Origin of the sequence: Nocardia sp. AB354, from assembly GCF_049538315.1 — a bacterium.
In the GTDB taxonomy this organism is placed as follows: Bacteria; Actinomycetota; Actinomycetes; order Mycobacteriales; family Mycobacteriaceae; genus Nocardia; species Nocardia nova.
The window spans coordinates 262,393-289,392 of sequence record NZ_JBMVFU010000003.1 but is presented as its reverse complement, the minus strand read 5'-3'; the positions used below and the strand labels follow the sequence as shown (position 1 = coordinate 289,392).

Sequence of the window (27,000 nt, the reverse complement as noted above, 5' to 3'; positions counted from 1 at the left end):
ATGGCCGCGACAGTCTCCATAGGCGAGTTCTCCCGCCTCACCTATCTCAGCGTGAAAACGCTGCGGTACTACCACGAGATCGAGTTGCTCGAGCCGGCATCGGTCGATCCCGGCTCGGGGTATCGGCGGTATTCGACCGCCCAGGTGGAACAGGCACACCTGATTCGGCGTCTGCGTGATCTGGATATGCCCATGCCGCAGATCCGCGCGGTCCTCGCGGCGCCGGATCGAGCTGCCCGCGATGCCGCGCTGGCCGCACATCTGGAGCGAATGGAAGCGGAGTTGCTGCGGACGCGTGATGTGGTGGCCTCGCTGCGGGCGCTGCTGTCCCCCGGTGCGCCGATCGACGTGCAGTACCGCCTGATTCCGGAGTTCGCCGCGTTGACGATTCGCGCACTGGTGTCGCGGGAGGAGATCGGCGACTGGTGCGGGGCGGTCTTCCCCCGGCTGTACGAACTGCTCGCCGGGGCGGGGGTGGCCCCGGCCGGCCCGAGCGGGGCGACGTACTCGGCGGACTTCTTCGAGAACGAGATCGGCGAGGTGGTTGCGTTCGCGCCGCTGGCGGCGGATCCGGGCGCCGCCTTCGACCAGTACCGCGAGGTCGCGGTGCGGCGATTTCCGCAGCGCCGCTTCGCGATTGCGGTGCACGCCGGAGCGTTCACCGACTTCGACCGCACTTACGGCGCGCTGGGTTCGCATGTGGCCGAACACGATACCGCGCTGGCGGAGCCGATCCGCGAAATCTACGTGGTCGGCCCGCAGGACTGCGCGGACCCGGCCGCGCAGCGCACCGAGGTCTGCTGGCCGATCGCACCGGCGTGATCGGGCGGACGCCGCACGCTCCCCCGCATGTTCACGAATTACCCACGAAGAGAGGATATTTCATGTCGATCAGTCTGGCCGCCGTCACCTTCGACTGCCGTGACGCCGCCGCCTTGGCGAACTTCTACGCACAGTTGCTGGAGCGTCCGGTGGACGCCGACGCCAACGAATATTTCGCCTCGATCGGCCGCGGTGACGACCGCGGCCCGGGGCTGATGTTCATCCAGGTCCCCGACAAGACCCCGGGCAAGAACGTGGTCCACCTGGATCTGAGCGCACCGGACTGGCGCGCTCAGATCGAGCGGGCGGTCTCGCTGGGCGCGAAACACATCGGCGACTTCGACGAATACGGCGTGCAGTGGGTCACCCTCGCCGACCCCGAGGGCAACCTGTTCGACATCGCCCACCAGCACTGAGCCGGGCGACCGAACAAAGCGGTCACCCGGGTCAGTGCACCCCAATGGTCTCGGCCCGCATCGATTTTGGACTGACGGAGCGAGGGAGCGCAGCGACTGAGCGGAGGAGGGAAAAATCGAGGCCCAAGGGGCCGAGACCCGCCGGAGCGAAGCGGAGGCAAAAAAACTCAGCTCAACTCGCGCTTCAGGTTTTCCAGAACCTCGGCCTGGATCTTCTTCAGGCCGAGCGGGGCGAAGATTCCCTCGAAGAAGCCGGCGACCCCGCCCGCACCCTTCCAGCTGGTGCGGACCGTCACCAGCGAACCCTCACCCGAGGGAGTGACGGTCCAGGTGGTGACCATCGTGGAATTCGAATCCCGTTCGGTCACCATCGAATCGGAGACCGAGACGACCGCGTGGACGTTGCGGGAGCGCTTCTGCGTCGCCTGCAGCGTCCATTCGGCGACGGTTCCGGCGCCCTTTCCGCCTTCGAGCACCTTGTAGTCGTGGTAGTGCGAAGACAGGATGCGGGGCCGCACATCCTGATAGTCCGCGATCGCTTCCAGCGCACGCTGCGGTTCCGCAGCGACGACGGTCGAGCTGGATGCACTGACCTGTCCCACAATGAGCTCCTATGCGATCCGGGGTCGTTCGGGTTTATTCGGGCCGTTCTGCGGGGCTATGCTACGCCGCGTCCGGTGCAGTTCCGGACCGGCAGACGCGGTTTCGCTCTGCCCACAGCTACGCCCGGGGGGATGAGGTTGTCGAACGCCGCGATCGGCGCGCGCCGTGTCAAGAATTGCTCGAGTGGATCGGCGTGATGGTCGTCGGCGTCGTCATGATCGTCGGCGCCGTCACGATGCTGAACAGTCACGGCAATGTCGACTGCGGGGGTGAAACCATGCGGTCGGGGGACCAGTGCGTCCAGGTCGACAAGCACGGTCACCGCACCACCCGCTCGATGGACGAACAGGCATCGGACAACACCCGCACCGGCTGGCTGCTGCTCGGCTTCGGCGTGTTGATGATCGTCGGCGGTGGCGCGTTCCTGGTCGGAGAGCTGCGCCGCTCGGGCGGCTCGGGCGCGAAGACCGGCATGCAAGTGGTCCCGAATCCGGCCGCCTACCCACCCGCAGTTCCCGCCTATCCGGCGACGCACGCCAACCCTCCCGGCGCGCCCGCATATCCGGGCGCGGCGAACGGAGGCCATCCGCCCGCGAATTCCGCGGCCGGCCACCTCGCTCCCGGCTATCCGTCCGGTGCGGGCGGGTACCGCGCGCCCGGTTACGCGCCCGCCGGAACCGGCTACCCGCCACCGTCGCCGGGCTATCCAGCCCACCCGGGACCGTCGGGTCACGCGGAGTACCCCTCTGCCGCATCACATTTCGCGCCGAGCGGGCCGGCAGCGAGCTATCCGCCGGGGCCGCCCGGTTATCCGGCGACTGCCCCGGACGGGGCCCGTCCCGGCTATCCGACGCGCTGAGTTCCTTCCGGCGCATGTCGCCCATCCGTCGCGTCGCGCTCTGCCCACAGCACCGAGCTCTATCCGCAGCATCACACTGCCCGGCATCCCGCACTGCCCGGAACTCCCGGCGGCGCGATAGCGATCGGGCATCGACGCCTCGCATGGCCTGCGACTGTCGACGCTCGAATACGGCGCGGCGGACCATCGATCGCAGGTTTTCGGCCCCAGCCTTCGACCCGGAACCGGAACGCTCGTTCCGGGACCTGCGAGAAATTTCGATTGGTTCGTCACAAGCCCGCAGGCAGCGTACGGCGGTACGATTCCGCTCGGAAATATGTCCGCGAGCTGGGCGGATGACCCAGGAGTGGGAACCGGGCCCGTGATCGAACGCAATGCAACATATGCGTGAAGAATCGCGCCCATAGGTACCCTCGCGGTGGCCGGAGGAAACCGGGAGCGATAGCGTCAGGGGGTGGCAGTGAGTCTGTTGGGGAAGGCCGGCCGCGCGCCGGCCGCACGCGAATCAGGTTTTGCCGCGCACCGAGAAGGTGTCGAGCGTCTGCTCGCCAGCTATCGTGCGATTCCTTCGGATGCCAACGTGCGGTTGGCGAAAAAGACGTCGAACTTGTTTCGCGCCCGGGCGAAGAACCCCGCACCCGGACTGGATGTTTCGGGTCTGAACCGGGTGATCGCTGTCGACCCCCAGGCGAAGACCGCCGATGTGGCCGGCATGACCACCTATGAGGATCTGGTCGCCGCCACCCTGCCGTACGGCCTGGCGCCCTTGGTGGTTCCGCAGTTGAAGACGATCACGCTGGGTGGCGCGGTCACCGGCCTGGGAATCGAATCGACGTCCTTCCGCAATGGTCTGCCACACGAATCCGTACTCGAGATCGATGTGCTGACCGGTGCGGGCGAGATCATCACCGCCACCCCGGACGGCGAATACGCCGACCTTTTCCGCGGGTTCCCGAATTCCTACGGCACGCTGGGTTATTCGACCCGCCTGAAGATGGAGCTGGAATCGGTGCAGCCGTATGTGGCACTGCGCCACGTTCGTTTCCACGATCTGCGCGAACTCGAAGCCGTGATGGCGCAGATCGTCACCGACCGCAGCTACGACGGCGAGCGGGTCGACTATCTCGACGGCGCGGTATTCACCGCCGAGGAAAGCTATCTCGTCCTCGGCCGCCAGACCGACGAACCCGGCCCGGTCAGCGACTACACCGGGATGGATATCTACTACCAGTCCCTGCGGCACGACAGCGCCGAGCCCAAACGCGACCGGCTGACCATCCACGACTATCTGTGGCGCTGGGACACCGACTGGTTCTGGTGCTCACGGGCATTCGGCACCCAGAATCCGAAGATCCGCCGGTTCTGGCCGAAGCGGTATCGCCGTTCGAGCTTCTACTGGAAGCTGATCGCGCTCGACCACAAATACGACATCGGCGACAAGCTCCAGGCACGCAAGGGAAATCCGCCGCAGGAGCGCGTGGTGCAGGATATCGAGGTGCCGATCGAGCGCACCGCCGAATTCCTGCACTGGTTCCTGCGCGAAATTCCGATCGAACCGCTGTGGCTGTGCCCGCTCCGGCTGCGCGACAGTGCGGAAGTGCCGGGAAAACCCGAGGACCCGTCGCGTCCGTGGCCGCTGTATCCGCTGGAACCGGATCGCACCTACGTCAATGTCGGTTTCTGGTCGGCGGTGCCGAAGCAGCCCGGGCAGATCGAGGGTGCGGCCAATCGCGCGATCGAGGACGAGGTCGCCCGCCTGGACGGCCACAAGTCCCTCTACTCGGATTCCTACTACGCAGAAGACGATTTCGCGCGCCTCTACGGAGGCGATCACTACGCGAATCTGAAGAAACGATACGACCCCGATCATCGTTTGCTGGATTTGTATTCGAAGGCGGTGCAACGCAAGTGACGACATTCAAGGATTCCCAGCTGCCCCCGTTCTCGGAGCTGGGAACGAAACTCAGCATTGCCGAAATCTTCGAGACGCTCGTCGACGGCGGCGTCCCGATCCGGTTCTCCGCCTACGACGGAAGCAGCACCGGACCCGACGATTCGAAGTTCAGCCTCGAGATCACGACCCCGCGCGGTATCAACTACATCGCTACCGCACCGGGCGATCTCGGCATGGCGCGGGCCTACATCTCCGGCGATATGGCGGTCGACGGCGTCCACCCGGGTGACCCGTACGACATCCTGAAGGAGATGACCGACCTGAAGTTCCGGCGCCCGTCGGCGCTGGCACTGGTCACCATCGCGCGCTCGCTGGGCTGGGACGCCCTCAAGCCGATCGCGCCGCCGCCGCAGGAAACGCTGCCGCGCTGGCGGCGCATCGCGCTGGAAGGCCTGCGGCATTCGAAGAATCGCGACGCCGAGGTGATCCACCATCACTACGACGTGTCGAACCGGTTCTACGAGCTGGTCCTCGGCCCCTCGATGACCTACACCTGCGCCTGCTACGCCGACGAGAACCAGACTCTCGAAGAGGCCCAGGAGAACAAGTACCGCCTGGTGTTCGAGAAGCTGCGGTTGAAGGAGGGCGATCGACTCCTCGATATCGGCTGCGGCTGGGGTGGCATGGTCCGCTACGCGGCCCGGCGCGGAGTCAAGGTCATCGGCGCCACCCTGTCCAAGGAACAGGCCGAATGGGCGCAGGCCGAGATCGCCGAGGAGGGTCTGCAGGAACTGGCCGAGGTCCGCCACAGCGATTACCGCGACATCAGCGAAACCGGTTTCGACGCGCTGTCGTCGATCGGTCTCACCGAGCACATCGGGGTGCAGAACTACCCGAGCTATTTCGGCTTCATCAAGAGCAAGCTGCGCGACGGCGGCCTGTTCCTGAACCACTGCATCACCCGCCCCGACAACACCCGCACGACGAAGGCCGGCGACTTCATCGACCGCTACGTCTTCCCGGACGGCGAGTTGATCGGTTCGGGCCGCATCATCACCGATATCCAGAACATCGGGCTCGAGGTGGTGCACGAGGAGAATCTGCGCCCGCACTACGCGCTGACCCTGCACGAATGGTGCAAGAACCTGGTCGCGAACTGGGACGAGTGCGTCGCGGAGGTCGGTGAGGGCACCGCCAAGGTGTGGGGCCTGTACATGGCGGGCTCCCAGCTGGGCTTCGAGCGCAACGTGGTGCAGCTGCACCAGGTGCTCGGGATGAAGCTCGGCGACAAGCAGACCTGGGACGTGCCGCTGCGCCCCTGGTGGAACGCCTGATTCGGCGCGAAATATGGTGCCGGCGGGCCGGATTCGTGGCGACGAATCCGGCCCGTCGGCGTTCTCAGCGCAGCAGTGCGTTCAGGAACGGCCGCGGAATATCGAACGATCCGGTGCCCTCCCCGGCGAGCAGCATGTCGTCACGCAGTGAATGCAGCAGATAGCTCAATTCCGGGCCGGCGTCGAGAAGTGGTCTGGTCCAGCCCAATCGGGCACAGCGGTCCAGCGCCGGCAGCAGTGAGGTGATCGCCTCACCGTTCCAGCCGGCGACCGACAGGCATTCGACCAGCAGTAGCGCGGCATCCAATTCCGCACGGGGACGGTTTTGTTCGACCATCCGGCCGTAGAGCGCGCGCGCCCGTTTCACCGCCGATTCGAGGCCCTCGGCCGCCACGTTCGCCCCGTCCAGACCGCGATAGTGCCGGGCCAGCAGCACGCGCACGGCCGCGACCTCCTCGGCCTCCGCGGTGAGGGCGACCGTACCGGCGGACTGGCGCAGCACCGGAGCGGGCGGCTCCGGCCCCGCGGGCGGCTCGACGAGGCCCAACCGCAGCCGTTCCGCCCGGATATGGGCGGCCATGCGCGGAAGTTTGCGTTCGGCCGCCATCCGCGCACCCTCGTCGAGCCGGGCTCGCGCGGTTTCGGTATCGCCGAGCACCGCTTTGACTCGCGCACCGACCACGAACGTGGTGATCATGAAATCCACCGCACCGATCCGCGCCGGCAACTGGTGGCTCTGCTCGAGCAGCCGATCCGCAGCCTCCAGATCACCGCGCCGATACCTCAGCTCCCCCAGCAGCGCCGCCGCCACCCGCACGGCATGCGAACGCGGCCCCGAGCGCTCCCGGCCGATCTGCCAGGCCTGCTCGAAACACCGTGTAGCGGTGTCGATATCGAGCTTCTCGTAGGCCACCGCGCCGGTATTGAGCAGACCCAGCACCACCCCGAGCGGATCCTTGGACCTGCTGTGATAGGGCGCGGCCCAGTCCTGGATGGCCAGCGCGCCGTCGAAATCGAAGTCGCACAGCCGCACGAACGACACCAGATTCGCGGCGGTGGACACCGTCCACGGCGGCAGCTCGTCGGGCTCCTCCAGACACGGCAGCACCTTCTCGAGCACACCGTCGGTGCGGTCGCGGGCCACCAGATCGGCGGCCGACAGCACCGCGGCCTCACAGCGCTGCCGGGTGGCATCGGCATCGGAGGGCGAACTGCGGGCGAGCATATTCGACAGCCGTCCCAGCGCCGTGCGGGCCGCTCCGGACTGTTGCAGATTGATATTGGCGCGCGCCAGCGTCATCAGCAGCTTCGACCGCGACGTCACCTGCTGCACAGGCAGTTTCGACACCGTGCCGAGCAGGGTCGCCAGGCGCGAGGTGTCGATCAGGTCCATGCCGCCGTTCTCGACCAGATCCACCGCCATCTTCAGATCGGTGGCGGCCAGGGCGTGATCGACCGACTTGCGCAGTTGCTGATGTTCGGCGTACCAGCGAGATGCCTTGCGGTGCAACGATTTCAATTTGCCGGGATGAACCCGGTCGAGCCGGGCACGCAACTGCTCGGCGAACAGCGGCTGGATCCGGAACCAGCCCGGGTCGTGTTCGACGCGGGTGACGAACAGCTCGCGCTGTTGCGCCTGTTCCAGCAGTTGCTCGGCATCGGGTTCACCGCTGAGGGCCGCGGCCAGCCCGCCGTTGAGCTTCTCCGCGACCGAGATCGACATCAGGAATTCGAGCATGCGCGGCTCGAGCCCCGCCAGCACGTTCTCGGCCAGATACTCCCGGATGGCGTGGTTTCCGCCGGATAGATGGGCGATCAGCTGCGCCGGATCCACGGGCGCGCCCGTGGTGGCTCCGCGCAGCGACAAGCTGACCAGCTGGATCGCCGCCGGCCACCCGTCGGTGGCGGCGTGGATCTGTTCGACCTGTTCGTCGGTGAGCGGAAACTTGTTGCGCTCCAGCAAGATCTGCCGGGTCTCGGCGAGAGTCAGCCGCAGTTCGTGGCTGCCGATCTCGACCAGCTCGTCGCATACCCGCATCCGGCTCAGCGGCAGACCGGACTGCTCGCGGGTGGTGATCACGAAGCGCAGATGGTGACATCCGTTCTCCAGCAACGCATCCATCACCCGATGCGCGCCCTCGTCGGAGACCCGATCCCAGTTCTCCACCACCACCACGACGACCTGCCCGCCGCTGTGGATCTCGTCGATCAGGGTGGAGATCGCATAAGGCACCGCCTCCGCGGGGCGCTCCTCGAGCACCTCCGCCAGCCCGGAACCGATATCCGGCGCCACTCGCCGGATGGCCTGGATCAGATGGGCCAGCAGCCACACCTCGTTGTCGTCGTCGTGATCGATCCCGATCCACGCCACCGCGATGCCGTCGGCGGTGAGTTCGGAGCGCCACTGGGCGGCGATCGTACTTTTCCCGAAGCCCGCCGGTCCGTGGATCACGGCGAGCCGACGGCGGCCACCCGTGCGCAGGATATCGAGCAGCCGCGGCCGGGGAATCGGCTCGCGGGCCGGGGTCGGCGGACGGAATTTCGTTGCGGCCGTGGGCGGTAGCGTCGCGGGCGGGGCGAGGGCGGGCGCCCCCGGAGCGCGCAGCGCGGGCAGGCCCAGGACCGCGCGGCTGCGACGCGAGGTGATCGGGTGGGGCGGCGCCTCGGTGGCGGCGGTGCGGCCGTCGGTCGTTTCGCCGTCGAGCAGAGCCATCTCGTCGGCCGATTCGCCGTGCGCGATCTGCACCGCGCGCATCTCCTGCCCGAACTCCAGGGCGGAGGCCGGGCGATCGGCCGGATCCTGGGCCATGGCCTGTTCGATCACGCCCGCCACATCGGCTGGAATGTCCTGCTCGCGCAGATCCGGGACCGGCTGAGTGGTGATCCGCAGGAATTGGGCGACCACGCGCTCGCCGGAGCGGCGTTCGAAGGCGGCGTGCCCGGTCAGCAGCGCGAACAGGGTTGCGCCCAAACCGTACACATCCGACCTAACGGTCGGTTCCTCACCCTTGAGCACCTCGGGTGCGGTGAAGGCCGGTGATCCCGTGATCATGCTGGTCGAGGTCTGGAAACCACCCGGAATGCGCGCGATGCCGAAATCTGTGAGCTGTGGTTCGCCGTAGCGGCTCAGCAGCACGTTCGCCGGTTTCACATCCCGATGCAGGACGTGCACACGATGTGCGCTCTCGATCGCGCCCGCGAGTTTCACACCGACCCGCAGCGAATCCGACCAGCTCAGCGGGCCGTGATCGCGGATCAGCTGTTCCAGCGAGCCGTGCGCGGCGAACGGCATGACGATGAACGGCAGGCCGCTGGGCGTGACGTCGACCTGCAGGACGTCGACGATATTCGGATGGCCCGACAGCCGGCCCATGGCATGTTCCTCGCGCAGGAACCGCTCCCGGCTCTCCTCGTCGATCTCCGAGGACAGCACCTTGACCGCCACCACGCGATCCAGCGCCCGCTGCGCACAGCGATAGACCACCCCGAAACCGCCGCGCCCGATCTCCTGGGCATCGAACAACCCCATCGCCTCGAGTTCGTCGGCGATGCGAATCGGTTGGTAGCGCTGGGTATTCGCCCCCGCGGCTGCCTCCGAGTCCGCCGCGGGATCGTCGTCGCTGCGGACCTTGCCCGTCTGTGGATTCATCTGGCCACCTCGAACGTTCCGCCCTCATTCCAACGTAGCGCGGTCGGTGCGCATCCGGACACAGTTCCGCCCGCTTCGATTCGCGACCGTTTCCATCGGCAGCGGACACGCGGGTGAAGGCGACGAGATAGCACACGGCCCGGATCACGCGAAAACGTGATCCGGGCCGTCGCAGAGCATCTCGGCGTGGCGAGAACCTTACTTGCGCAGCGAGTCCGGCACCTGGAAGCGCTCACCGAACTTCGCGGCCAGCTCGTCGGCACGGGCGATGAAGCCCTCCGTGCCACCGGGGTAGCCGACGATGAACTGGTGCACACCACCGGTCCAGGCCGGGTAGCCGATACCGAAGATCGAGCCGATGTTCGCGTCGGCGGTGCTGGTCAGCACGCCCTCGTCGAAGCACTTCTGGGTCTCGATGGCCTCGATGAACAGCATGCGGTCCTTCAGATCCTGCAGCGTGACGCCCTCGGGCAGCTCACGCTTGGAGTTGAAGGCGTCGCGCAGGCCCTCCCACAGACCGGCGGTCTTGCCGTCGGCGTAGTTGTAGAAGCCCGCACCGTGCAGCTTGCCCTTGCGGTCGAACTTGTCGATCATGGTCTCGACCACGCGGCCCGAGGCCAGCGAAGCGGCGGAGATCGCGATGCCGTCCTTCTCGGCGGCCTCCTTGGTCTCCTTGAAGATCTTCTGCATGGTCTCGAAGTTGAGCTCGTCGCTCAGCTTCAGCGGCGCGGCCGGGTAGCCCGCCTGCAGACCGGCCTGCTCGATGGTCTGCGGGTCGATGTTCTCCTCGAGCATCATGATGGCCTCGTTGATGAACGTGCCGATGACGCGAGAGGTGAAGAAGCCGCGGCTGTCGTTGACCACGATCGGGGTCTTGCGGATCGCGAGGGTGTAGTCGTACACCCGGGCCAGCGCCTCGTCGGAGGTCTTCTCGCCACGGATGATCTCCACCAGCGGCATCTTGTCGACCGGGGAGAAGAAGTGGATGCCGATGAAGTCCTCGGCCCGCTTCACGCCATTGGCCAGCAGGGTGATCGGCAGGGTGGAGGTGTTGGAGCCCAGCAGCGCGTCCGCGTCGACGACGTCCTCGATCTCCTGGAAGACCTTGGCCTTCAGGTCGGGGTTCTCGAACACGGCCTCGATCACGAAGTCCACACCGGCCAGATCCTGGGGATCGGCGGTCGGGTGGATGCGATCCAGCAGCGCCTTGGACTTCTCCTCGGTGGTCTTGCCACGCGAGAGCGCCTTCTCCTCGAGCTTCACCGAGTACTGCTTGCCGCGGTCGGCGTTCTCCTGGGAGACGTCCTTCAGCACGACCTCGTAGCCGGCCTTGGCCGAGACGTAGGCGATGCCCGCGCCCATCATGCCGGCGCCGAGCACGCCGATCTTCTTGATCTCACGCTTGGGCACGTCCTTTGGTCGCGAACCGCCGTTGTTGATCGCCTGCAGGTCGAAGAAGAAGGCCTGGATCATGTTCTTCGCGACCGGGCCGGTCAGCAGCGAGACGAAGTAGCGCGACTCGATCAGCGACGCGTTGTCGAAGTCGACCTGCGCGCCCTCGACCGCGGCGGCCATGATGGCCCGCGGCGCCGGCATGTTCTGGCCCTTGAGCTGCTTGCGCAGGTTGGCCGGGAAGGCCGGCAGGTTGGCGGCCAGCGCCGGGCTCGACGGCGAGCCGCCGGGGATCTTGAAGCCCTTACGGTCCCACGGCTGGGTGGCGGCCTCGGCGTTGTCCTTGTTGGCCTTGATCCACGCCTTGGCGGCCGGGACGAGCTCCTCGACGCTGCCGACGACCTCGTTGATCAGGCCCTTGGCCTTGGCCTTCTGCGCGGTGAACTTGTTGCCCTGCAGCAGCACGCTCATCAGGCCGTCGGCGATGCCGAGCATGCGGGTGATGCGGGTGACACCGCCACCGGCCGGGAGCAGGCCGAGCGAGACCTCGGGCAGACCGATCTGCACGCCCTTGACGTCGGCGGCGATGCGGTAGTGCGTGGCCAGCGCGATCTCCAGGCCACCGCCGAGCGCGGCGCCGTTGATGGCGGCCACGACCGGCTTGCCCAGGGTCTCGAGGCGACGCAGGTCGGCCTTGATGCTGGTGAGTTCTTCCATGATGTCCGGAGCGTTCTCCGGAGTGGTCTTCATCATGTTCTTGAGGTCACCGCCGGCGAAGAAGGTCTTCTTCGCGGAGGTGATGACGACACCGCTGATGTCGTCGACCTCGGCGACCAGGCGGTCCACCGTGGCGTGCATCGAGCTCTTGTAGAGCTCGTTCATCGTGTTGGCGCCCTGGTTCGGGTCGTCCATGGTCAGCACGACGATGCCGTCGGCGTCCTTTTCCCAGCCGATCATGTTCTCTGTCATAGTTTTTCGTTCTCCTGGAGAATGTGAAGGGTTGGGCGTCAGACGCGCTCGATGATGGTGGCCACACCCATGCCGCCGCCGATGCACAGGGTCACCAGGGCGTAGCGGGCGTTGCGGCGCTCCAGCTCGTCGACCATGGTGCCGGTGATCATCGCGCCGGTGGCGCCCAGCGGGTGGCCCATCGCGATGGCGCCGCCGTTGACGTTCAGCTTCTCGTCCGGGATCTTCAGATCCTTCTGGAACTTCAGCGCCACCGAGGCGAAGGCCTCGTTGATCTCGAACAGGTCGATGTCCTCGACCGACAGACCGGCCTTGGCCAGCGCCTTGTGCGCCGCCGGGGTCGGGCCGGTGAGCATGATGGTGGCGTCGGCGCCGCTGGTGGCGGTGGCGACGATGCGGGCGCGCGGGGTCAGACCCGAAGCGGCGCCGGCCTCCTCGGTGCCGACCAGCACCAGCGCGGCGCCGTCGACGATGCCCGAGCTGTTACCGCCGTGGTGCACGTGGTCGATCTGCTCGATGTAGTGGAACTTCTGCAGCGCGACGGCGTCGAAGCCACCCATTTCGCCGATGCCCGCGAAGGACGGCTTCAGCTTGGCGAGATCCTCGACGGTGGTGCCGGGACGCATGTGCTCGTCCTGGTCGAGCACGGTCAGGCCGTTGATGTCCTTGACCGGCACGACGGACTTGGCGAAGTAGCCGCCGGACCACGCCTGCGCGGCGAGCTCCTGCGAGCGCACGGCGAACTTGTCGACGTCCTCGCGGGTGAAGCCCTCGATGGTGGCGATCAGGTCGGCGCCGATGCCCTGGGGCGCGATGTAGAGGTCGTAGCTGGTGGCCGGGTCGGCGAACAGCGCACCGCCGTCGGAGCCCATCGGGACGCGCGACATCGACTCGACACCACCGGCGAGGACCAGGTCCTCGAAGCCGGAGCGCACCTTCTGCGCGGCCATGTTCACGGCCTCGAGGCCGGAGGCGCAGAAGCGGTTGATCTGCACACCGCCGACCGTGTCGGGCAGGCCCGCGGTCAGCACGGTGGTGCGGGCGATGTCGGCACCCTGGTCGCCGATCGGCGACACGACACCCAGGATGATGTCCGAGATGCGATCCTCGTCGAGGTTCGGGAAGCGGTTGCGCAGCTCCTGGACCAGACCGGTCGTCAGATCGATCGGCTTGACCGAGTGCAGCGAGCCCTTCTTGTTGCGGCCGCGCGGGGTGCGGATGGCCTCGAAAATGTAGGCCTCTGTGGTCATATCGGAGTGTTTCCTTCCTTAAAGGTGCCGACCGGCCATCCGACCGACCGTGTTCGATCCCGGCGAGCCCGCAGGCACACCACACCGGCGAACCGGGAGGTCACACACGGTTCCCTCCACAAGTCCGCCGAGCGCATAACGCTGTACAAACGCCGACATGCATCGACCTACGAGGCCCCGGGGCGCCCGTATGCCTGGGCATACCATAGAACCTCGTAGCACCGATGCTGACGACCACCCGTTCATAGTACAGCGGGATGCGAACTCCGGTTAACTTAACGTATTCCGGCAGGTGGCTGTCAACCACCCAGATGTGTGGCACCCAACTCAGTTCGCAGCAACTCCAAGGCCACCTCATCGGGGTCGCGGCGCTGTTCCGGGGGGACCGGTCGCGCCGATTCCGCGAGCATCTCCTGCTCTTCTTCCGGCGTCAACGCAGGTGGGACACCGTCGTAACCTACCGGCGAGTAGTCCGGCGGCCCGGGATCGTCCGGAAGGTCCGGCGCCTCGGGCGGCGGAATATCGTCGTCCGGCGCCGCTCGGTCGGCGGCACCGGCACTGCGCGGCGGGCGGAATTCCCGCCGCTGGCCCTGTCCCTGACTGTCGCGCCGATCGGCCGCGGCGCCCCTGGTGTCGGTCTGACCGCCGCGCGCATCGCCGTCCGCCGGCTGCGCCTGGTTCTGGCTGGGCCGGACGAATCGCGGAGGTTGCTGCTGCCCGGGGTTGCCCCCGCCCGCACCCCGGCCGGCCGGCGGTTCCGCGCCGCCGCGGGCAGAACGCTCCGAGGCCGCACCACCGGCACGCGCACCACCGGAGTCACCCGACCCGACTTCCCACCGCACGCCGTACTGCCGGCCGATCACCGCGTGCACCGCGGCCCGGACGGCGTCGATGTTCTGCGGGATCGACAGACGCTGCGCGAGCGGAGCATGCGGATGCGCGAATACGATCGTGTCGTCCTCGACGCGAACGGCCCCGACCGCACCCGAGAGCAGCGCCGGCAAGGCCGCACTCGACTCTCGCGCCTTGGCCCGGATATCGGCCCAGGCGGTCTCGATCTCCCGCAGAACGTCCCCACCCGTATCGGCGGGCGAGGCCACCGGTTCCGTGGTCGCACCATCTGCGGCGCGGTCCACCACCGCGCCCGACGCATCCCGCGACCCGGGGCCGGCGGCCGCAGCGGGTTCGGCGACGGAAGCTCGGGCAGCACCGGCATCATCGCCGGAAGCGGGGGCGGACTCGGACTCGGCACCGCGGGAATCGGGACCCGCGCCGGCATCCGGACCGTTCGAACCCGCGGCGCTCGTCGGCCGACCGGCCGGAACAGAATCGCGATCGGGCTCGGGCTCGAAGGACCTTTCGGTGGACGCGGCCGAGCCCGAGGGATCTCCTACCTCCGGTCCGTCCGCGACCGAGCCGGAAGCGGCGGCGTTCTGCCGGGCGTGAGCGCCCTCATCGGATTCGGGCGACACCGGGCTTCGGGGGGCAGTGGAGGCCGCGCTACCGGGTTCGGGATGCGACACGTCGAGCGATTCCGGCTGGGCGACGGGATCCGCGGCGGACGGCAGATCGCCGGCGGCCGATTCGGCTGCGGCAGCGCCCCGATCAGGAGCGGACTCCACCGCCCCGTCATGTCGCTCGGTATGGGCAACCGACTGTGCGCCGGAGGAAGATCCGGCGTCCGGTCCCGACTCGACGCCCCGATCGGCACTGCCCGCGGCGGGGTCGGAAGCGGTTGTCGCCGTGGCCTTTTCGTTCCCATCCGTACCGGTCGACGCCTGACGACCGGTTTCACGGTCGGCCGATCCGGCTTCAGCGGACGCTGTGGAGCCGGGCGCGGAGACCTGCTCACCGGTCGCCGGAACATCGGCGGCACCGGGTGCGGACCGATCATCCGAGGACGGGCCACCGACCGGGGCCGCACCGTCCGAATCGGCCGAAAGACCTTGGGGCCGTTGTCCTTGCGACTCCTGCTGGGACTGCGGCGTCGCCGATGATTGCGGACCGGTCGGCGATTGCGCTCGCTGCGCCGGATGCGGCGCACTCTTCTTCCCCCGCATCGCGGCCAGCGCTTCGGCGCCACGGCGGCGTGGCTCACCGGACGGCCGGCCCGCGCCACCGGAGGACTCCGGCGCGGCGGCGGGAGCAGCGGACGACTGTGGCGCCGCGGCGGGCCCGGCGGCCGGGACACCGCCGGATTCCATCCGCCGTTCCAGCCGTTCCAGTCGCTGCAACGCCGCCGATTCGGCCTCCGAGACCGAGGGCAGCAGCATGCGGGCGCACACCACCTCCAGTAGGAGCCGGGGCGCGGTGGCGCCGCGCATCTCGCCGAGGCCCTCGTGCAGCAGCTCCGCGTAGCGGGCGAGGGTAGCCGGGCCGATCCGGTCGGCCTGGTCCGCCATCCGGTCGATCACATCGCCGGGGCCGGTGACCAAATTGCGCTCGGCGGCATCGGGAACCGCGCGCAGCAGGATCAGGTCGCGGATGCGTTCGAGCAGGTCGGTGGCGAAGCGGCGGGGATCGTGGCCGGCCTCCACCACTCGGTCGACGGTGGCGAACAGGGCCGCGCCGTCGTCGGCGGCCAGCGCGTCGACGGCCTCGTCGATCAGCGCGATATCGGTGACGCCGAGCAGCGCCAGCGCACGGGGATAGGTGACACCTTCGGGGCCGGCGCCGGCCAGCAACTGGTCGAGCACACTGAGGCTGTCGCGTGGTGAACCGCCGCCGGCCCGAATCACCAGCGGGTAGACCGATTCCTCGACCTGCACCTGTTCCTGCTCGCAGATCTTGCCGAGCAGCCCGCGCATGGTGGCCGGCGGCAGCAGCCGGAACGGATAGTGATGGGTGCGCGAGCGAATGGTCGGCAGCACCTTGTCCGGCTCGGTGGTGGCGAAGATGAAGATCAGGTGGGCCGGTGGCTCCTCGACGATCTTCAGCAGCGCATTGAATCCGGCCGTGGTGACCATATGCGCCTCGTCCACGATGAAGACGCGGTAGCGCGATTCCGCGGGCGCGTAGAACGCACGATCGCGTAGCTCGCGGGTGTCGTCCACGCCGCCGTGGCTGGCGGCGTCGAGTTCGATCACGTCGAGATTGCCGGGCCCGCCCGGAGCCAGCGCGACGCACGACGGGCACACCCCGCACGGTCGCGAGGTCGGACCCTCGACGCAGTTCAGCGAGCGCGCCAGAATGCGCGCCGAGGACGTCTTGCCACAACCTCGCGGGCCGGAGAACAGGTAGGCATGACTGATCCGCCCGGTGTCGAGCGCGGTACTCAGCGGATCGGTGACGTGCTCCTGCCCCACTACCTCGGCGAAGGATGCCGGTCGATACTTCCGGTACAGAGCCACGGCCCGAGGGTACCGGCGGACACCGACAGGGAACCATTCGCGCACCCGGTATCCACCCCACCCGCCGAAGCGTTCGGCGACATGAATAAACTATGATCTACATCACAAGCATTCTCTTCGTCCGATCTCACCGCGGACAACCGACCTGGTCGACAATCGGTTCGCGCCCGGAAATCGGAAACGGTGTGAATGTTCTGCCGATTTCGTCTGCGGGCCGTCGAGTAACGAAAACTTTCGGACACGCGCCCCGTTTGCGCCCGAAATTATGGACGTAACGATTCCGTCACCCGATTAGCGCCCGATCCACTCTGCTGACTACCGTTGATTTCGGCAACTTCGGTAGCCAAACCTTCATCAGGTTGGTGTCCCCGGTCGGTCCCTCATCCCGACCGGGGCGCAACAACATCCGGCCCGTTTCGGAGGTAATGACGGGTAATGACGACCGTGCCGTCGTGTGACGACATCGCCGCCGCCTGGCTCTCACATACCGATTTCGCCGGCGACCGGACCGCCACCGATCTGCTCAGCCGCGCCATCGGCCCCCGCGAGTTCGCGCGCAACCGCGATTCCCTTCCGGTTTCCGCCGCGGCCGATCCGGCCACCGCGGGCGCCATTCTGGAATTGCTGGGCCGCGGCCAGGTTCCCACCTTGCCGGCCATTCACACCCTGATCGCGCAGAATCGGATACGCGCCGAGGCCGAACGCATCGAACGGCTGGGCCGGCGCGCGCAGCGCAGTATCGACGAATTCGGCCGCACGCTCGCCGAGCTGACCCAGGACTATTGGCACACCCACGCGACGGGCCCGACCCGCCGCGATATTCTCGCCGCCGAACCGGTGATGACGCTGATCCGGGAACGCGTCGGAGATATCGCCCCGAATGCGGTCAAACATTTGTGGCTCATCGAACGGGCGCAGCGCGCGGGGTGGATCGCCTTCGACGCCACGCCACGTTCGCTGTGCGCGGCCCGGCGCTTCCACTCGGCGAAATACGGCAACCGCGTGTCACTGCGTCCGGTCAACACAGTCGGCACCCTCGTGGCCGAGTTCCTGGACACCTACCGCACCACCCGCGGCCGCCCGCCGCGCTGGTCGGTTCTCGCGCACGAGCTGCGCGACGACGGCGGCCGCCGGGTGTTCAACGACACCGCCGACGCCCGCGCCCAGCAGCAGTGGCTCGTCACGGCGCAATGGGTCGCGCTCGAGGACGATCTGCCGGTCCCCGGGGACCGCGGCCGGCGCGCGCTGGCCCGGCAGGCTCGCAAGCGCGGGAATTGAATCCGAACGGAAGTACCAGACTCGCTCATCGGCCCGACACGAGGGGTTCGGTAGTTTCTTGCCACGCGAACGCGTGTGGAAAAGGAGTTGTCCGTGCCCCCGACCATCGACCCCGCCGCCACGGCGTGGCTGTTGACCAGCACCGCGCTGGTCCTGCTCATGACCCCCGGCCTGGCGATCTTCTACGGCGGCATGGTGCGCACGACCGGCGTGCTGAACATGCTGATGATGAGCTTTATCTCCATCCCGCTGGTGACCGTGGTGTGGCTGCTGTTCGGTTACACCCTGGCCTTCGGTGACGACGCCGGCGGTGGATTCATCGGCGGGCTGGAGCATTTCGCGATGACCGGCATCACCCCGGGCACCGTGCGCAGCGGCGTTCCGGAACTGCTGTACGCGACCTTCGAACTGACCTTCGCGATCCTCACCGTCGCGCTCGTCAGCGGCGCCATCGCCGATCGCGCCAAGTTCTCCGCGTGGATGGTGTTCGTACCGGTGTGGGCGCTGGTGGTGTTCGCTCCGATCGCGCACTGGGTATGGGGCCCGAACGGCTGGCTGGCTTCCTTCGGCGTGCTCGATTTCGCCGGTGGTCTGGTGGTCGAAATCGCTTCCGGCGCTTCGGCTCTCGCCTTGGCGCTGGTATTGGGACCGCGGATCGGGTTCAAGGTGGACGCGATGCGCCCGCACAATCTGCCGTTCGTGTTGCTGGGCGCCGGACTGCTGTGGTTCGGCTGGTTCGGCTTCAACGCCGGATCCGCGTTCAAGGCCGACGGACTGGCCGCCGCGGTCTTCCTGAACACCTTGGTCGCGGGCTGTCTGGGCATGCTCGGCTGGTTGATCGTGGAGCAGATCCGCGACGGCCGCCCGACCACCTTCGGCGCGGCCTCCGGCGCGGTGGCCGGTCTGGTCGCGATCACGCCCTCGTGCGGTTCGGTCAATGCCCTCGGCGCGGTGATCGTGGGCTTGGCGGCCGGTGTGGTCTGCTCCTTCGCGGTCGGCTGGAAATTCAAGGCGGGCTACGACGATTCGCTCGATGTGGTGGGCGTGCACTTCACCGGTGGCGTGGTCGGCACCCTGTTGATCGGTGTGCTGGCGAACCGGGTGATGACCGGCGGATCGCGCGGATTGTTCTACGGCGGCGGACTCGCCCAGCTCGGAAAGCAGGCGGTCGGCGTCGTTGTGGTCGCGCTGTGGGCCTTCGGCGTCTCCTATCTGATCGGCAAGGTCATCGATCGCGTGATGGGCTTCCGGGTCAGCAAGGAGGACGAGGTCGGCGGCATCGACTTCGCCCTGCACGCCGAGACCGCCTATGTCGAGGGTGTGCACGGCCACGCCCCGCGCGGGCTGTTCGGTCATCATCCGCACAACGGCGGTGAGCGACCCGCCGGTGACGGGGATCGCTGACACCGATCCCGGCTCTCCTCTTGCGCCCGGCTAGGGTAACGGCGTTACGCTAACACCGTTACCCAATGCCGGCCGCCCGAGGAGCACTCATGCTGACCCGCATCGCACGGCTCGCCACCCGGTACCCGAAACGGGTGCTCTTCGCCGCTCTCGCCCTGGCGCTGCTCTGCGGCGGCTTCGGCGCCACGGTCACCGCCCACCTGCAAGCCGGCGGATTCACCTCCGACAAGGCCGAATCCACCCGCGCGGCACAACTGGTGGCCGACGAGTTCAACGGCGCCCAGCCCAATCTGGTGCTGCTGGTGCACGCCGACGAGGGCGTGGAGTCGGCCGCGGCCCGCTCGGCCGGCGCCGACATCGTCGCCCGGCTCGGCAGTCGCTCCGACACCGTCGGCGTCCGCTCGTATTGGACCAGTCCGCCGCAGCTGGCCGCCGCACTGCGCAGCACCGACGGTAAGAGCGCGTTGGTCATGGCCTATCTCACCGGAGGCGACGACAAGGCCCAGCGCACCGCCGGTGAGATCGCGAGCTCCCTGCCCGTTTCCACGCCGGGTGTCACCGTGCAGTCGGGCGGAATCGCCGCTGTCTACCACGATGTCAACAACCAGGTCACCAAGGATCTGGCGATGGCCGAGGGCATCGCGGTCCCGCTCACCGCGATCGTGCTGATCCTGGTGTTCGGCAGCGTGATCGCGGCCTCGCTGCCGTTGGCGGTCGGGATCTTCGCGATTCTGTGCACCCTCGCGATCCTGCGCAGCTTCACCCTCTTCACCGATGTGTCGATCTACGCGCTGAATATGACCACCGCGCTGGGACTGGCCCTGGCGATCGACTACAGCCTGTTCATCGTCAGCCGATACCGCGAGGAATTGGCCGCGGGGTCGAGCCACGAGGCCGCCGCGGTGCGGGCGGTGCAGACCGCGGGACGCACGGTGTTGTTCTCCGCGCTGACGGTCGCGCTCGCGCTGGCGGTGCTCAGCGTCTTCGACATGTACTTCCTGAAGTCGTTCGCCTATGCCGGGGTCGCGGTGGTGGCGGCCGCGGCGATCGCATCGATCGTGATTCTGCCCGCGGCGCTGGTGTTGCTCGGGGACCGGATCAATTCCTGGAATCTGCGGGTGGCGATCCGGAAACTGTTCGGCCGCACCGAGCCCGCACCGCGACCGGAGCACGAGTCCGGCTGGTATCGCACGGTCACCTGGGTGATGCGGCGGGCGTTGCCGGTCTCCATCGCGATCATCGCGGTGCTGCTCGCGGTCGGCGCGCCATTCCTCGGGGTGAAATTCGGCTATCCCGACGACCGGGTGCTGCCCGCCGGATCGACCAGCCGCGCGGTCGGCGACGAGTTGCGGGCGGAATTCCCCGCCGTGAACTCCGGAACCGGGACGACGATCGTGCTGCCGGGTGCGCCGAGTGAACCCCAGGCGATCAGCGGCTACGCCACGGCGCTGTCGAAGGTCGACGGCGTGAACGCGGTGCTGTCGAGTAGCGGCGTCTACGTGTCCGGCGCCCGGATGGGCGGTGCCGCGCCGGGGATGGCCGGCGACTCGGGCCAATATCTCACCGTCACATCGACATTCGATCCGTACTCCCACCAGGCGAAGGATCAGCTGCAGGCATTGCGCGATGTGCCCGCGCCCTCGCCGGCGCTGTTCGGCGGTGCCGCGGCGATGAACGTGGACTCCCTGCACGCCCTGGGAGAACGGCTGCCGCTGGCGATCGCGCTGATCGCACTGGCGACCTTCGTGGTCCTGTTCCTGTTCACCGGCAGCGTGGTGCTCCCGCTGAAGGCCGTGGTGATCAACTCGCTGTCGCTGACCGCGATGTTCGGCATGATGGTGTGGATCTTCCAGGAGGGGCATTTCTCCGGGCTGCTCGGCTTCACGCCCACCGGCTTCCTGGTGCCCACCATGCCGATCCTGATGTTCTGCCTGGCCTTCGGGATGTCGATGGACTACGAGGTGTTCCTGCTCTCCCGCATCCGCGAGGCCTGGCTGGCTTCCGACCGCACCGCCGCCGACAACGACCGTTCGGTGGCCATCGGTGTCGCCCGGACCGGTCGCATCGTCACCGCGGCCGCCCTGCTGATGGCGATCGTGCTGGGCGCCATGATCACCGCGAAGGTGTCGTTCATGCAGATGTTCGGTCTCGGTCTCACGATCACCGTGCTGGCCGACGCCACCGTCATCCGCATGCTGCTGGTTCCGGCGCTGATGCGGCTGATGGGCCGCGGAAACTGGTGGGCCCCAGGCCCCTTGGCACGCTGGCACGAGCGGTTCGGTCTCACCGAACATCCCACGCCCGCGACGCCGGAGCGCGCCGCGGAACCGGAACCGGCGGGGCGGCCGTGACACGTTCGAGCCGTCCCCGTTCCGCCCGCGGCTCCGGTACCGAGCTGCGCGCCGAAATCCTCGCCGCGACACGAGAGTTGCTGGCTCGCACCGGTAATGCCGATTCGGTGTCGATCCGTGAGGTCGGCAAGTCGGTGGGCGTCACCGCACCGTCGATCTACCGCCACTTCGCCGACAAGGACGACCTCATCGATGCCGCGGTGGCGGAGGTGTTCGAAGATCTCGACGCGGCCATCGGCGCCGCGAGCGACCCGACCGTCTCGCCCATGTCCCGGATGCGTCAGCAGGGTCTGGCCTATGTGCGCTTCGCCTTGCAGCATCCCGGTCAATACCGAGTCGCCACCGCCGCCTCACCCGGCGAAGGCCCCTCCGCGGTGGACGTGGTGCTGGGTAGTGGTGCGTTCCAACGGTTTTCGCAGACGGTGCAGGAGGCGATGGACTCCGGCGTGATCGCGCCCGGCGACCCGATGCCGCTGGTGCTCGAACTCTGGGCCGCCGCCCACGGCATCGCGTCGCTGCTCATCGCCAAACCCCATCTGCCGTGGGGCGACACCGAAGCCGTCGCCGACCGGGTCATGGCGGCGGCCTGCCTCGGGCATGCGGTCCTGGACGTCATCGGCGGGGAAACGCCGGATCCCGATGAGGGTGCGCGGTGGTTGGCGCAGTTGCGGGAGCAGGGATAGGCCGACCGCTCACGCCGACCGGATTCGGCCGCCGGTCACGACACCGAATCCGACGGCGAGTTCCAGGTGTTGCACATCCAGGTGCGGTTGTTGTCGTGTCCCTGGTCGTACCACGCCCCGTAGTGGTCGGGCGTGCCGTGATCGCGCATATCGCCCGCTTGGTCGCCGCGACGATAGTTGGTCTGACGAATCCTTCCGACCTGATCGGTGGTGAGCGAGCCGACGAATTGCGATGAGCCCACCCACATTCCGCCGAAGCACTGCGCTTCCAGCTCCAGGCGACGCGACAACTCCAATCCGACCGCGGATCGCACCCCCGCGTCGTAGCGATCCTTGTTCTCCTTGTCGGAGATGCCGGAGATCCCTTGTACGTGATGTCCGTACTCGTGCGCGAACACCGAGGCGTAGATCTCGGCCTGGTCGCCGAATTGTTCGACCTGCAGGTGATCGAGCGGCATATAGATAGTGTTGTTGGTCGAGCAGTAGAACGCCGCGTAATTGCCGCCCGAACTGGTGCAGGGCGAGACGGCGTCCACACCGCGCGCGGGCACGCTGACCGTCGGACTCGAGAACGGCAGGTTCGCCGCCTGCAGGACCGGCTGCCACATCCGGTCCAGGCAGTCCTTCTCGGCGTTGAAGAAGGCGGTGGCGGCCGCGACACTCGAACCCCAACGCGGATAACCGCATTCGATATTGATCAGGCCGGAGTCGTGATCGCCGAACAGCGGATTGTTCGCGGTGGCGACAACCGGTTGCGGTCCGGCCGGTTTCGTCGACGTCGGCGCGGCACGCGTGGTTCGCGTCGCGGCCTGGGTGGTGGCGCGAGCCGAGGTGGAGTAGGTGGTGACCTCGGAACTCGACGTGGCCGGGTCGCTCGTGCTCGTGGCCCACGTCGGCGTCGTATACGTGAAACTCGGTGCCGACGTCGAATACGACGACGCCGACGAATTGTCACGACCTCCCATCGTCGCGAACGCGACCAAGCCGCCGACCACCACGAAGACGAACAGCACGGCGAAGACCGCACCGACCGCGCCGCCACCGGACCTCGGCGGCGGATAGGGACGGCCGTAATAGCCGGGCGGCGGCAACGGCGGACCGCCGTACGGACCGACCGGATACGCACCCGGCGGCGGCAGCGGCGCACCGTACGGTGGTCGCGGACCGGGCGGCGGATACGCCGGCGGCGGGCCGTATCCGGGTGGTGGTCCGTACCCGGGCGGGCCGTAAGGCGGGCGCCCGTGCGGCGGAACACCGTGCGGCGGTGGGTATCTCGGCGGTTGCGGCATGGCGGATCAGCTCACCTGTCCGGACGGCGCGATGAAGGTGTTGCAGGGCGCGGTCGCGTTCTTGTCGAATCCGGTGCTCCACCAGTCGCCGGCGTGTTCCGCGGTGCCGTGGCTGCGCATATCGCCGGCGCTGTCACCCCGGCCGTAGGCATCCTTGCGCGCGGACTGCGCCTGCACCGGCGTCAGTGACTTCCCGCCTGCCGAGGACGCGAAGTACATGCCGTCGAAACAGTTGGCCTGCAATTCGATTCGCCGGGAGAGGTCGAGCCCCTCGTCGCTGTAGAGGCCGGTCTGGCGGCGTTGTTTGTTGGCCGCGCCGAGAATCCCGGACAGCGCCTGGATGTGGTGACCGTATTCGTGGGCGAAGACCGAGAGGTAGATCTCCCAGTGATCGTGGAACATATCCGTCTGCAGCTGACTGATCGGCATGTAGATGGTCTGATCCGCACCGCAGTAGAAGGCCGCGAAATTGCTGCTCGATCCACTGCACGGCGTGGTGATGCCCGAAGTGCTCGCGGTGACAACGAGTTTCGGCGGGGTGAAACTCAACTTCGCCTGCTCCAGCACCGGCTTCCAGGCGTCGGCCAGACAGGCTGCGGCACTGTCGAAGAACGCGCGGGCGGCGTCGACCTGCGTGCTCCACGGGGTGTACGGGCAGCGCGCCGGATTCAGCGGCGAACCGGGATCGGCCAGGAGCGGATTGGCGCCGGTCTCGGGAACGCCCGCGGAATCCTTACCGGGCGGCGGGTTGTAGCTGTAGTTGCCGTGTTCTCCCGTATGCGAGGCCGCGTCGAATCCGGTCCGCACGGCGAAGCGGATGAGGCCCGAGGTGACGATCAGCAGCACCACGACGACGACCGCGCCGAAGCCCCCGCCACCTCGCTTGCGCGGCGGCGCGGAGCGCGGACCGGCCGGACCGTACGGCCGCGGCGGTGGCACGGGTGGACGATGCCCGGGCGGCACGGACGGTCGATAACCTTGTCCCGCACCGTATCCGGGATGTCCGCCATAACCCGGAGCGGCGGGGTAAGGCGGAGGCCCGGTGGGCGGTGCGTAACCTGCATAGCCGGGCGGCGGATATCCGGGCGGTGCCGTGTGGCCGTACCCCGGCGGCGGCCCCGGACGCTGCCGCCCGCCCGGAGCATGGGGTGGAACCGGCCGTCCGCCCCGCGGATTCGGGCCGTGCCCGTAGGGTGGTCGACTCACTCCCCCACTCCCCCTTGTCCGTTCCTCATCCGGCGACAGCCACCACTCTCCGGCGACAGCCGCCGACGCAGAATAGCAAGCCGCCGGATTCGCGACGCCTGCTCGCACAATGGCCCACCGCTAAGCTACTGCCCCATGCTGATCTTTCGGGGGGGCGCGTTCGGCGCTCTGTTGTTGATAACGGCCGGGCTGTTCGCCGCAGCACCGGCCGCGCGGGCACAGGAGCCCGCGGGTGTGTCGATCATCGCGGATGTCAAACTCAGCGAGGCCGGTCTGCTCGAGGTGGCGGAAACCGTGAAGGTACCGCCGGGTGGTCAGTTCCACATGGCGTTGCCGTTGCGGGTGGGACGCGACGACGGGAGTGAACGCCGTTTCGGTGTGACCGACATCTCCAGTACCGGAACGGGTTCGGCGAAGGTGGCGGGCGATGTGTTCAGCGTGGACGCGCCGCCGGGGGAGTCGTCGTTCAAGTACACCGTGCACGGCACGGTCAGCGATGCGCCGGGTACGCAACTGTTCCATTGGACGGGGGCCCTCAACACCGATGTCGCCTCGTTCGACGGTTCGGTGATCAGCCCGAGTTACCGGATGGGGATCGCCGACTGCACGGTCGGCTCGGTGGGTAGCACCCGCAAATGCAACGACGCCCGCGTCGAACCGGACGGCGTGCTCACCATGCACGAGGAGAATCTGCACAAGGGCGACATTCTCGATGTGACCCTGCAGGTACCGCCCGGCACGGTGAAGGCCAACGCCGATATTCGCGGCGGCCGCGGGACGGGCGCCTTCGCCGTCACCGCACCGGTGCTGATCGCCTTCGGTGTCCTGCTGGCGGCGCTGGCCGCCTTCGGCGCCTATCTGGCCTGGGCTCGCCGCCAGGACGCCGCGGCCCTGACCGCCACCGGAACTCTGGATCCGGTGCAGCGCAACGGAAACCACAGCGAATTCGTCTCTCCCGACGGCATTTTGCCCGGTGAGGCGGGACTGTTGCTCGACGGCTCCGCCGATGCCGCCGATATCGCCGCCACCGTGGTGGATCTGGCGGTGCGGCGCTATCTGTGGATCGCACCGGTGAGCGATTCGGACTGGCGCATCACCCGGGTGAATCCCGTCGACGATCAACTGCGCAGCTACGAAAAGCACGTCTATACGACCCTGCTGCCCGAGGGCGCCGACTCGGTTCTGTTGTCGGAACTGCGGGCGCCGGGTCGCGTCGCCGCCGAGCCCGTACGCTCCGCGCTGCGCCGCGACGCGCTCGAACGCGGCACGCTGATCGATCACGATCGGCGCGGACTCGCCTTCTGGATCGGCGTCGCGCTGCTGGTGATCGGGGTGGGGGCCACCGTCGGCCTCGCCGTCGCCGGCGGATATGCACTGGTCGGCATGGCCATCGCGCTCGGCGGCGCGGCCATGCTGCTACTCGGCCGGTACCTGCCGGCGCGGACCGCCGCGGGCCGCGCGCTCGCCGCACAGGTGAAAGCTCTGCAGAACGGTCTGGACGCGCAGCGGCCCGATCAGATCCCGCCGGCCGATCGCGAACTGCTGTTCTCGCGGGCGCTACCGTTCACGATCATCGGTGGCCGGGCCGACAACTGGATCCGCACCTTCCGCGATGTGGATCCCGGGGCCGACCGTCAGGCCGGGCTCTACTGGTTCGGCGGCTTCGATCGCGACCGGAATCTGCACCGGTTCGCCGGGCATTTCCCGTATTTCATCACCGCATTGGAGGGGCTTTTCACGACGGCGGGTCGCTGACCCGCCGGATGACCTCGTAGGCCGCCCGAGGGGTGGTGCGGCCTTCGGCTACGGCGGGCAGCAACCCGACCAGCCCCCACGACAGGAATGTGGTCTCGGGCTCGGCGCTGCCCTGGTCGGCCAGGATCTCGGCGAACATCTGCTGGGTGCCACGCACGACGACCATGGTGCTCTTCGGGCCGAGCAGCGCCCGGTAGACCTCGCGATGCCCCTCGGCCAGTTCGATGATGGTTCGTATCGGGTCACCCGAGCGGCGGGCGAGCGCCGCACGCAGGAATTCGGTTCCACTGACCACGAGCAGGTCGTCCTTGCTGCGGAAGTGGGCGTAGAACGTCGAACGGCCGACATCGGCGCGGTCGAGGATGTCCTGCACGGTGATCCGGTCGTAGGGGCGTTCGATCATGAGCTCGATCAGGGCGCGATGCAGCGTGCTGCGGGTACGCCGGACGCGGCGGTCGTTATCGGACACTGTGCCTCCGGGTGTGCGGAAACGAAC

At 67.8% G+C, this 27,000-nt stretch carries 18 protein-coding genes; 10 read left to right on the top strand and 8 right to left on the bottom strand.

Features of this window, described 5'->3' with window-relative positions; all coding sequences use genetic code 11:
- Both ACPCUW_RS06140 and ACPCUW_RS06135 read left to right on the top strand, forming a co-directional pair.
- A complete protein-coding gene (locus ACPCUW_RS06140; RefSeq protein WP_423423939.1) occupies window positions 1-822 on the top strand; it encodes a MerR family transcriptional regulator in 822 nt (273 codons plus the stop codon).
- A gap of 62 nt (window positions 823-884) precedes the next feature.
- Complete coding sequence (locus ACPCUW_RS06135) at window positions 885-1,238, top strand: VOC family protein (protein ID WP_030516500.1); 354 nt, start codon at window positions 885-887, stop codon at window positions 1,236-1,238.
- A gap of 167 nt (window positions 1,239-1,405) precedes the next feature.
- On the opposite strand, the gene ACPCUW_RS06130 is transcribed toward ACPCUW_RS06135, so the two are convergent.
- Window positions 1,406-1,840 carry an SRPBCC family protein gene (locus ACPCUW_RS06130; RefSeq protein WP_030516501.1) on the bottom strand — a complete coding sequence of 145 codons (435 nt, stop codon included), beginning with the start codon at window positions 1,838-1,840 and terminating at the stop codon, window positions 1,406-1,408.
- A 176-nt stretch (window positions 1,841-2,016) separates the two neighbouring features.
- On the opposite strand from ACPCUW_RS06130, the gene ACPCUW_RS06125 reads away from it, so the two are divergent.
- The 3 genes from ACPCUW_RS06125 to ACPCUW_RS06115 all read left to right on the top strand — a co-directional run bounded on the left by ACPCUW_RS06125 (window position 2,017) and on the right by ACPCUW_RS06115 (window position 5,928).
- Window positions 2,017-2,700 carry a hypothetical protein gene (locus ACPCUW_RS06125; protein WP_423423937.1) on the top strand — a complete coding sequence of 228 codons (684 nt, stop codon included), beginning with the start codon at window positions 2,017-2,019 and terminating at the stop codon, window positions 2,698-2,700.
- 460 nt (window positions 2,701-3,160) lie between these two features.
- A complete protein-coding gene (locus ACPCUW_RS06120; protein ID WP_423424034.1) occupies window positions 3,161-4,612 on the top strand; it encodes an FAD-binding oxidoreductase in 1,452 nt (483 codons plus the stop codon).
- On the top strand, window positions 4,609-5,928 hold the full coding sequence (locus ACPCUW_RS06115) for a class I SAM-dependent methyltransferase (RefSeq protein ID WP_423423935.1): 1,320 nt from the start codon (window positions 4,609-4,611) through the stop codon (window positions 5,926-5,928). Before ACPCUW_RS06120 ends, ACPCUW_RS06115 begins: the two co-directional genes overlap by 4 nt.
- A gap of 64 nt (window positions 5,929-5,992) precedes the next feature.
- On the opposite strand, the gene ACPCUW_RS06110 is transcribed toward ACPCUW_RS06115, so the two are convergent.
- From ACPCUW_RS06110 to ACPCUW_RS06095, 4 genes are all read right to left on the bottom strand, one after another.
- Window positions 5,993-9,577 (bottom strand): protein kinase domain-containing protein, encoded by a 3,585-nt coding sequence (locus tag ACPCUW_RS06110; RefSeq protein ID WP_423423933.1) that lies wholly within the window; start codon window positions 9,575-9,577, stop codon window positions 5,993-5,995.
- A gap of 198 nt (window positions 9,578-9,775) precedes the next feature.
- Window positions 9,776-11,938 carry a 3-hydroxyacyl-CoA dehydrogenase NAD-binding domain-containing protein gene (locus tag ACPCUW_RS06105; RefSeq protein ID WP_063010985.1) on the bottom strand — a complete coding sequence of 721 codons (2,163 nt, stop codon included), beginning with the start codon at window positions 11,936-11,938 and terminating at the stop codon, window positions 9,776-9,778.
- Between the two features lie 38 nt (window positions 11,939-11,976).
- On the bottom strand, window positions 11,977-13,188 hold the full coding sequence (locus ACPCUW_RS06100) for an acetyl-CoA C-acetyltransferase (RefSeq protein ID WP_063010983.1): 1,212 nt from the start codon (window positions 13,186-13,188) through the stop codon (window positions 11,977-11,979).
- A gap of 299 nt (window positions 13,189-13,487) precedes the next feature.
- Entirely contained in the window at window positions 13,488-16,538 is a 3,051-nt protein-coding gene (locus ACPCUW_RS06095; RefSeq protein ID WP_423423930.1) for a DNA polymerase III subunit gamma and tau, read from the bottom strand.
- A gap of 435 nt (window positions 16,539-16,973) precedes the next feature.
- On the opposite strand from ACPCUW_RS06095, the gene ACPCUW_RS06090 reads away from it, so the two are divergent.
- The 4 genes from ACPCUW_RS06090 (at window position 16,974) to ACPCUW_RS06075 (ending at window position 22,254) form a co-directional block, all read left to right on the top strand.
- Window positions 16,974-17,816 (top strand): hypothetical protein, encoded by an 843-nt coding sequence (locus tag ACPCUW_RS06090; protein ID WP_423423928.1) that lies wholly within the window; start codon window positions 16,974-16,976, stop codon window positions 17,814-17,816.
- Window positions 17,817-17,909: 93 nt separating this feature from the next.
- Entirely contained in the window at window positions 17,910-19,220 is a 1,311-nt protein-coding gene (locus tag ACPCUW_RS06085; protein WP_063011062.1) for an ammonium transporter, read from the top strand.
- A gap of 89 nt (window positions 19,221-19,309) precedes the next feature.
- Window positions 19,310-21,571, top strand: coding sequence for an MMPL family transporter (locus ACPCUW_RS06080; protein ID WP_305779547.1), 2,262 nt, complete (start codon window positions 19,310-19,312; stop codon window positions 21,569-21,571).
- On the top strand, window positions 21,568-22,254 hold the full coding sequence (locus tag ACPCUW_RS06075; protein ID WP_305779548.1) for a TetR/AcrR family transcriptional regulator: 687 nt from the start codon (window positions 21,568-21,570) through the stop codon (window positions 22,252-22,254). The genes ACPCUW_RS06080 and ACPCUW_RS06075 overlap by 4 nt, the downstream gene beginning before the upstream one ends.
- A 35-nt stretch (window positions 22,255-22,289) precedes the next feature.
- Here ACPCUW_RS06075 and ACPCUW_RS06070 read toward each other — a convergent pair whose 3' ends face one another.
- Window positions 22,290-23,543: a neutral zinc metallopeptidase gene (locus ACPCUW_RS06070; protein WP_423423927.1), complete on the bottom strand. Its 1,254-nt coding sequence runs from the start codon at window positions 23,541-23,543 to the stop codon at window positions 22,290-22,292.
- Between the two features lie 6 nt (window positions 23,544-23,549).
- On the bottom strand, window positions 23,550-24,482 hold the full coding sequence (locus ACPCUW_RS06065; RefSeq protein WP_063010978.1) for a neutral zinc metallopeptidase: 933 nt from the start codon (window positions 24,480-24,482) through the stop codon (window positions 23,550-23,552).
- Window positions 24,483-24,884: 402 nt separating this feature from the next.
- On the opposite strand from ACPCUW_RS06065, the gene ACPCUW_RS06060 reads away from it, so the two are divergent.
- Window positions 24,885-26,504 carry a DUF2207 family protein gene (locus ACPCUW_RS06060; protein WP_423423926.1) on the top strand — a complete coding sequence of 540 codons (1,620 nt, stop codon included), beginning with the start codon at window positions 24,885-24,887 and terminating at the stop codon, window positions 26,502-26,504.
- Here the strand turns inward: ACPCUW_RS06060 and ACPCUW_RS06055 are convergent.
- Window positions 26,485-26,973, bottom strand: coding sequence for a TetR/AcrR family transcriptional regulator (locus ACPCUW_RS06055; protein ID WP_233429665.1), 489 nt, complete (start codon window positions 26,971-26,973; stop codon window positions 26,485-26,487). The two genes, ACPCUW_RS06060 and ACPCUW_RS06055, sit on opposite strands and share 20 nt — an antisense overlap.
- Between the last annotated feature and the right edge of the window lie 27 nt (window positions 26,974-27,000).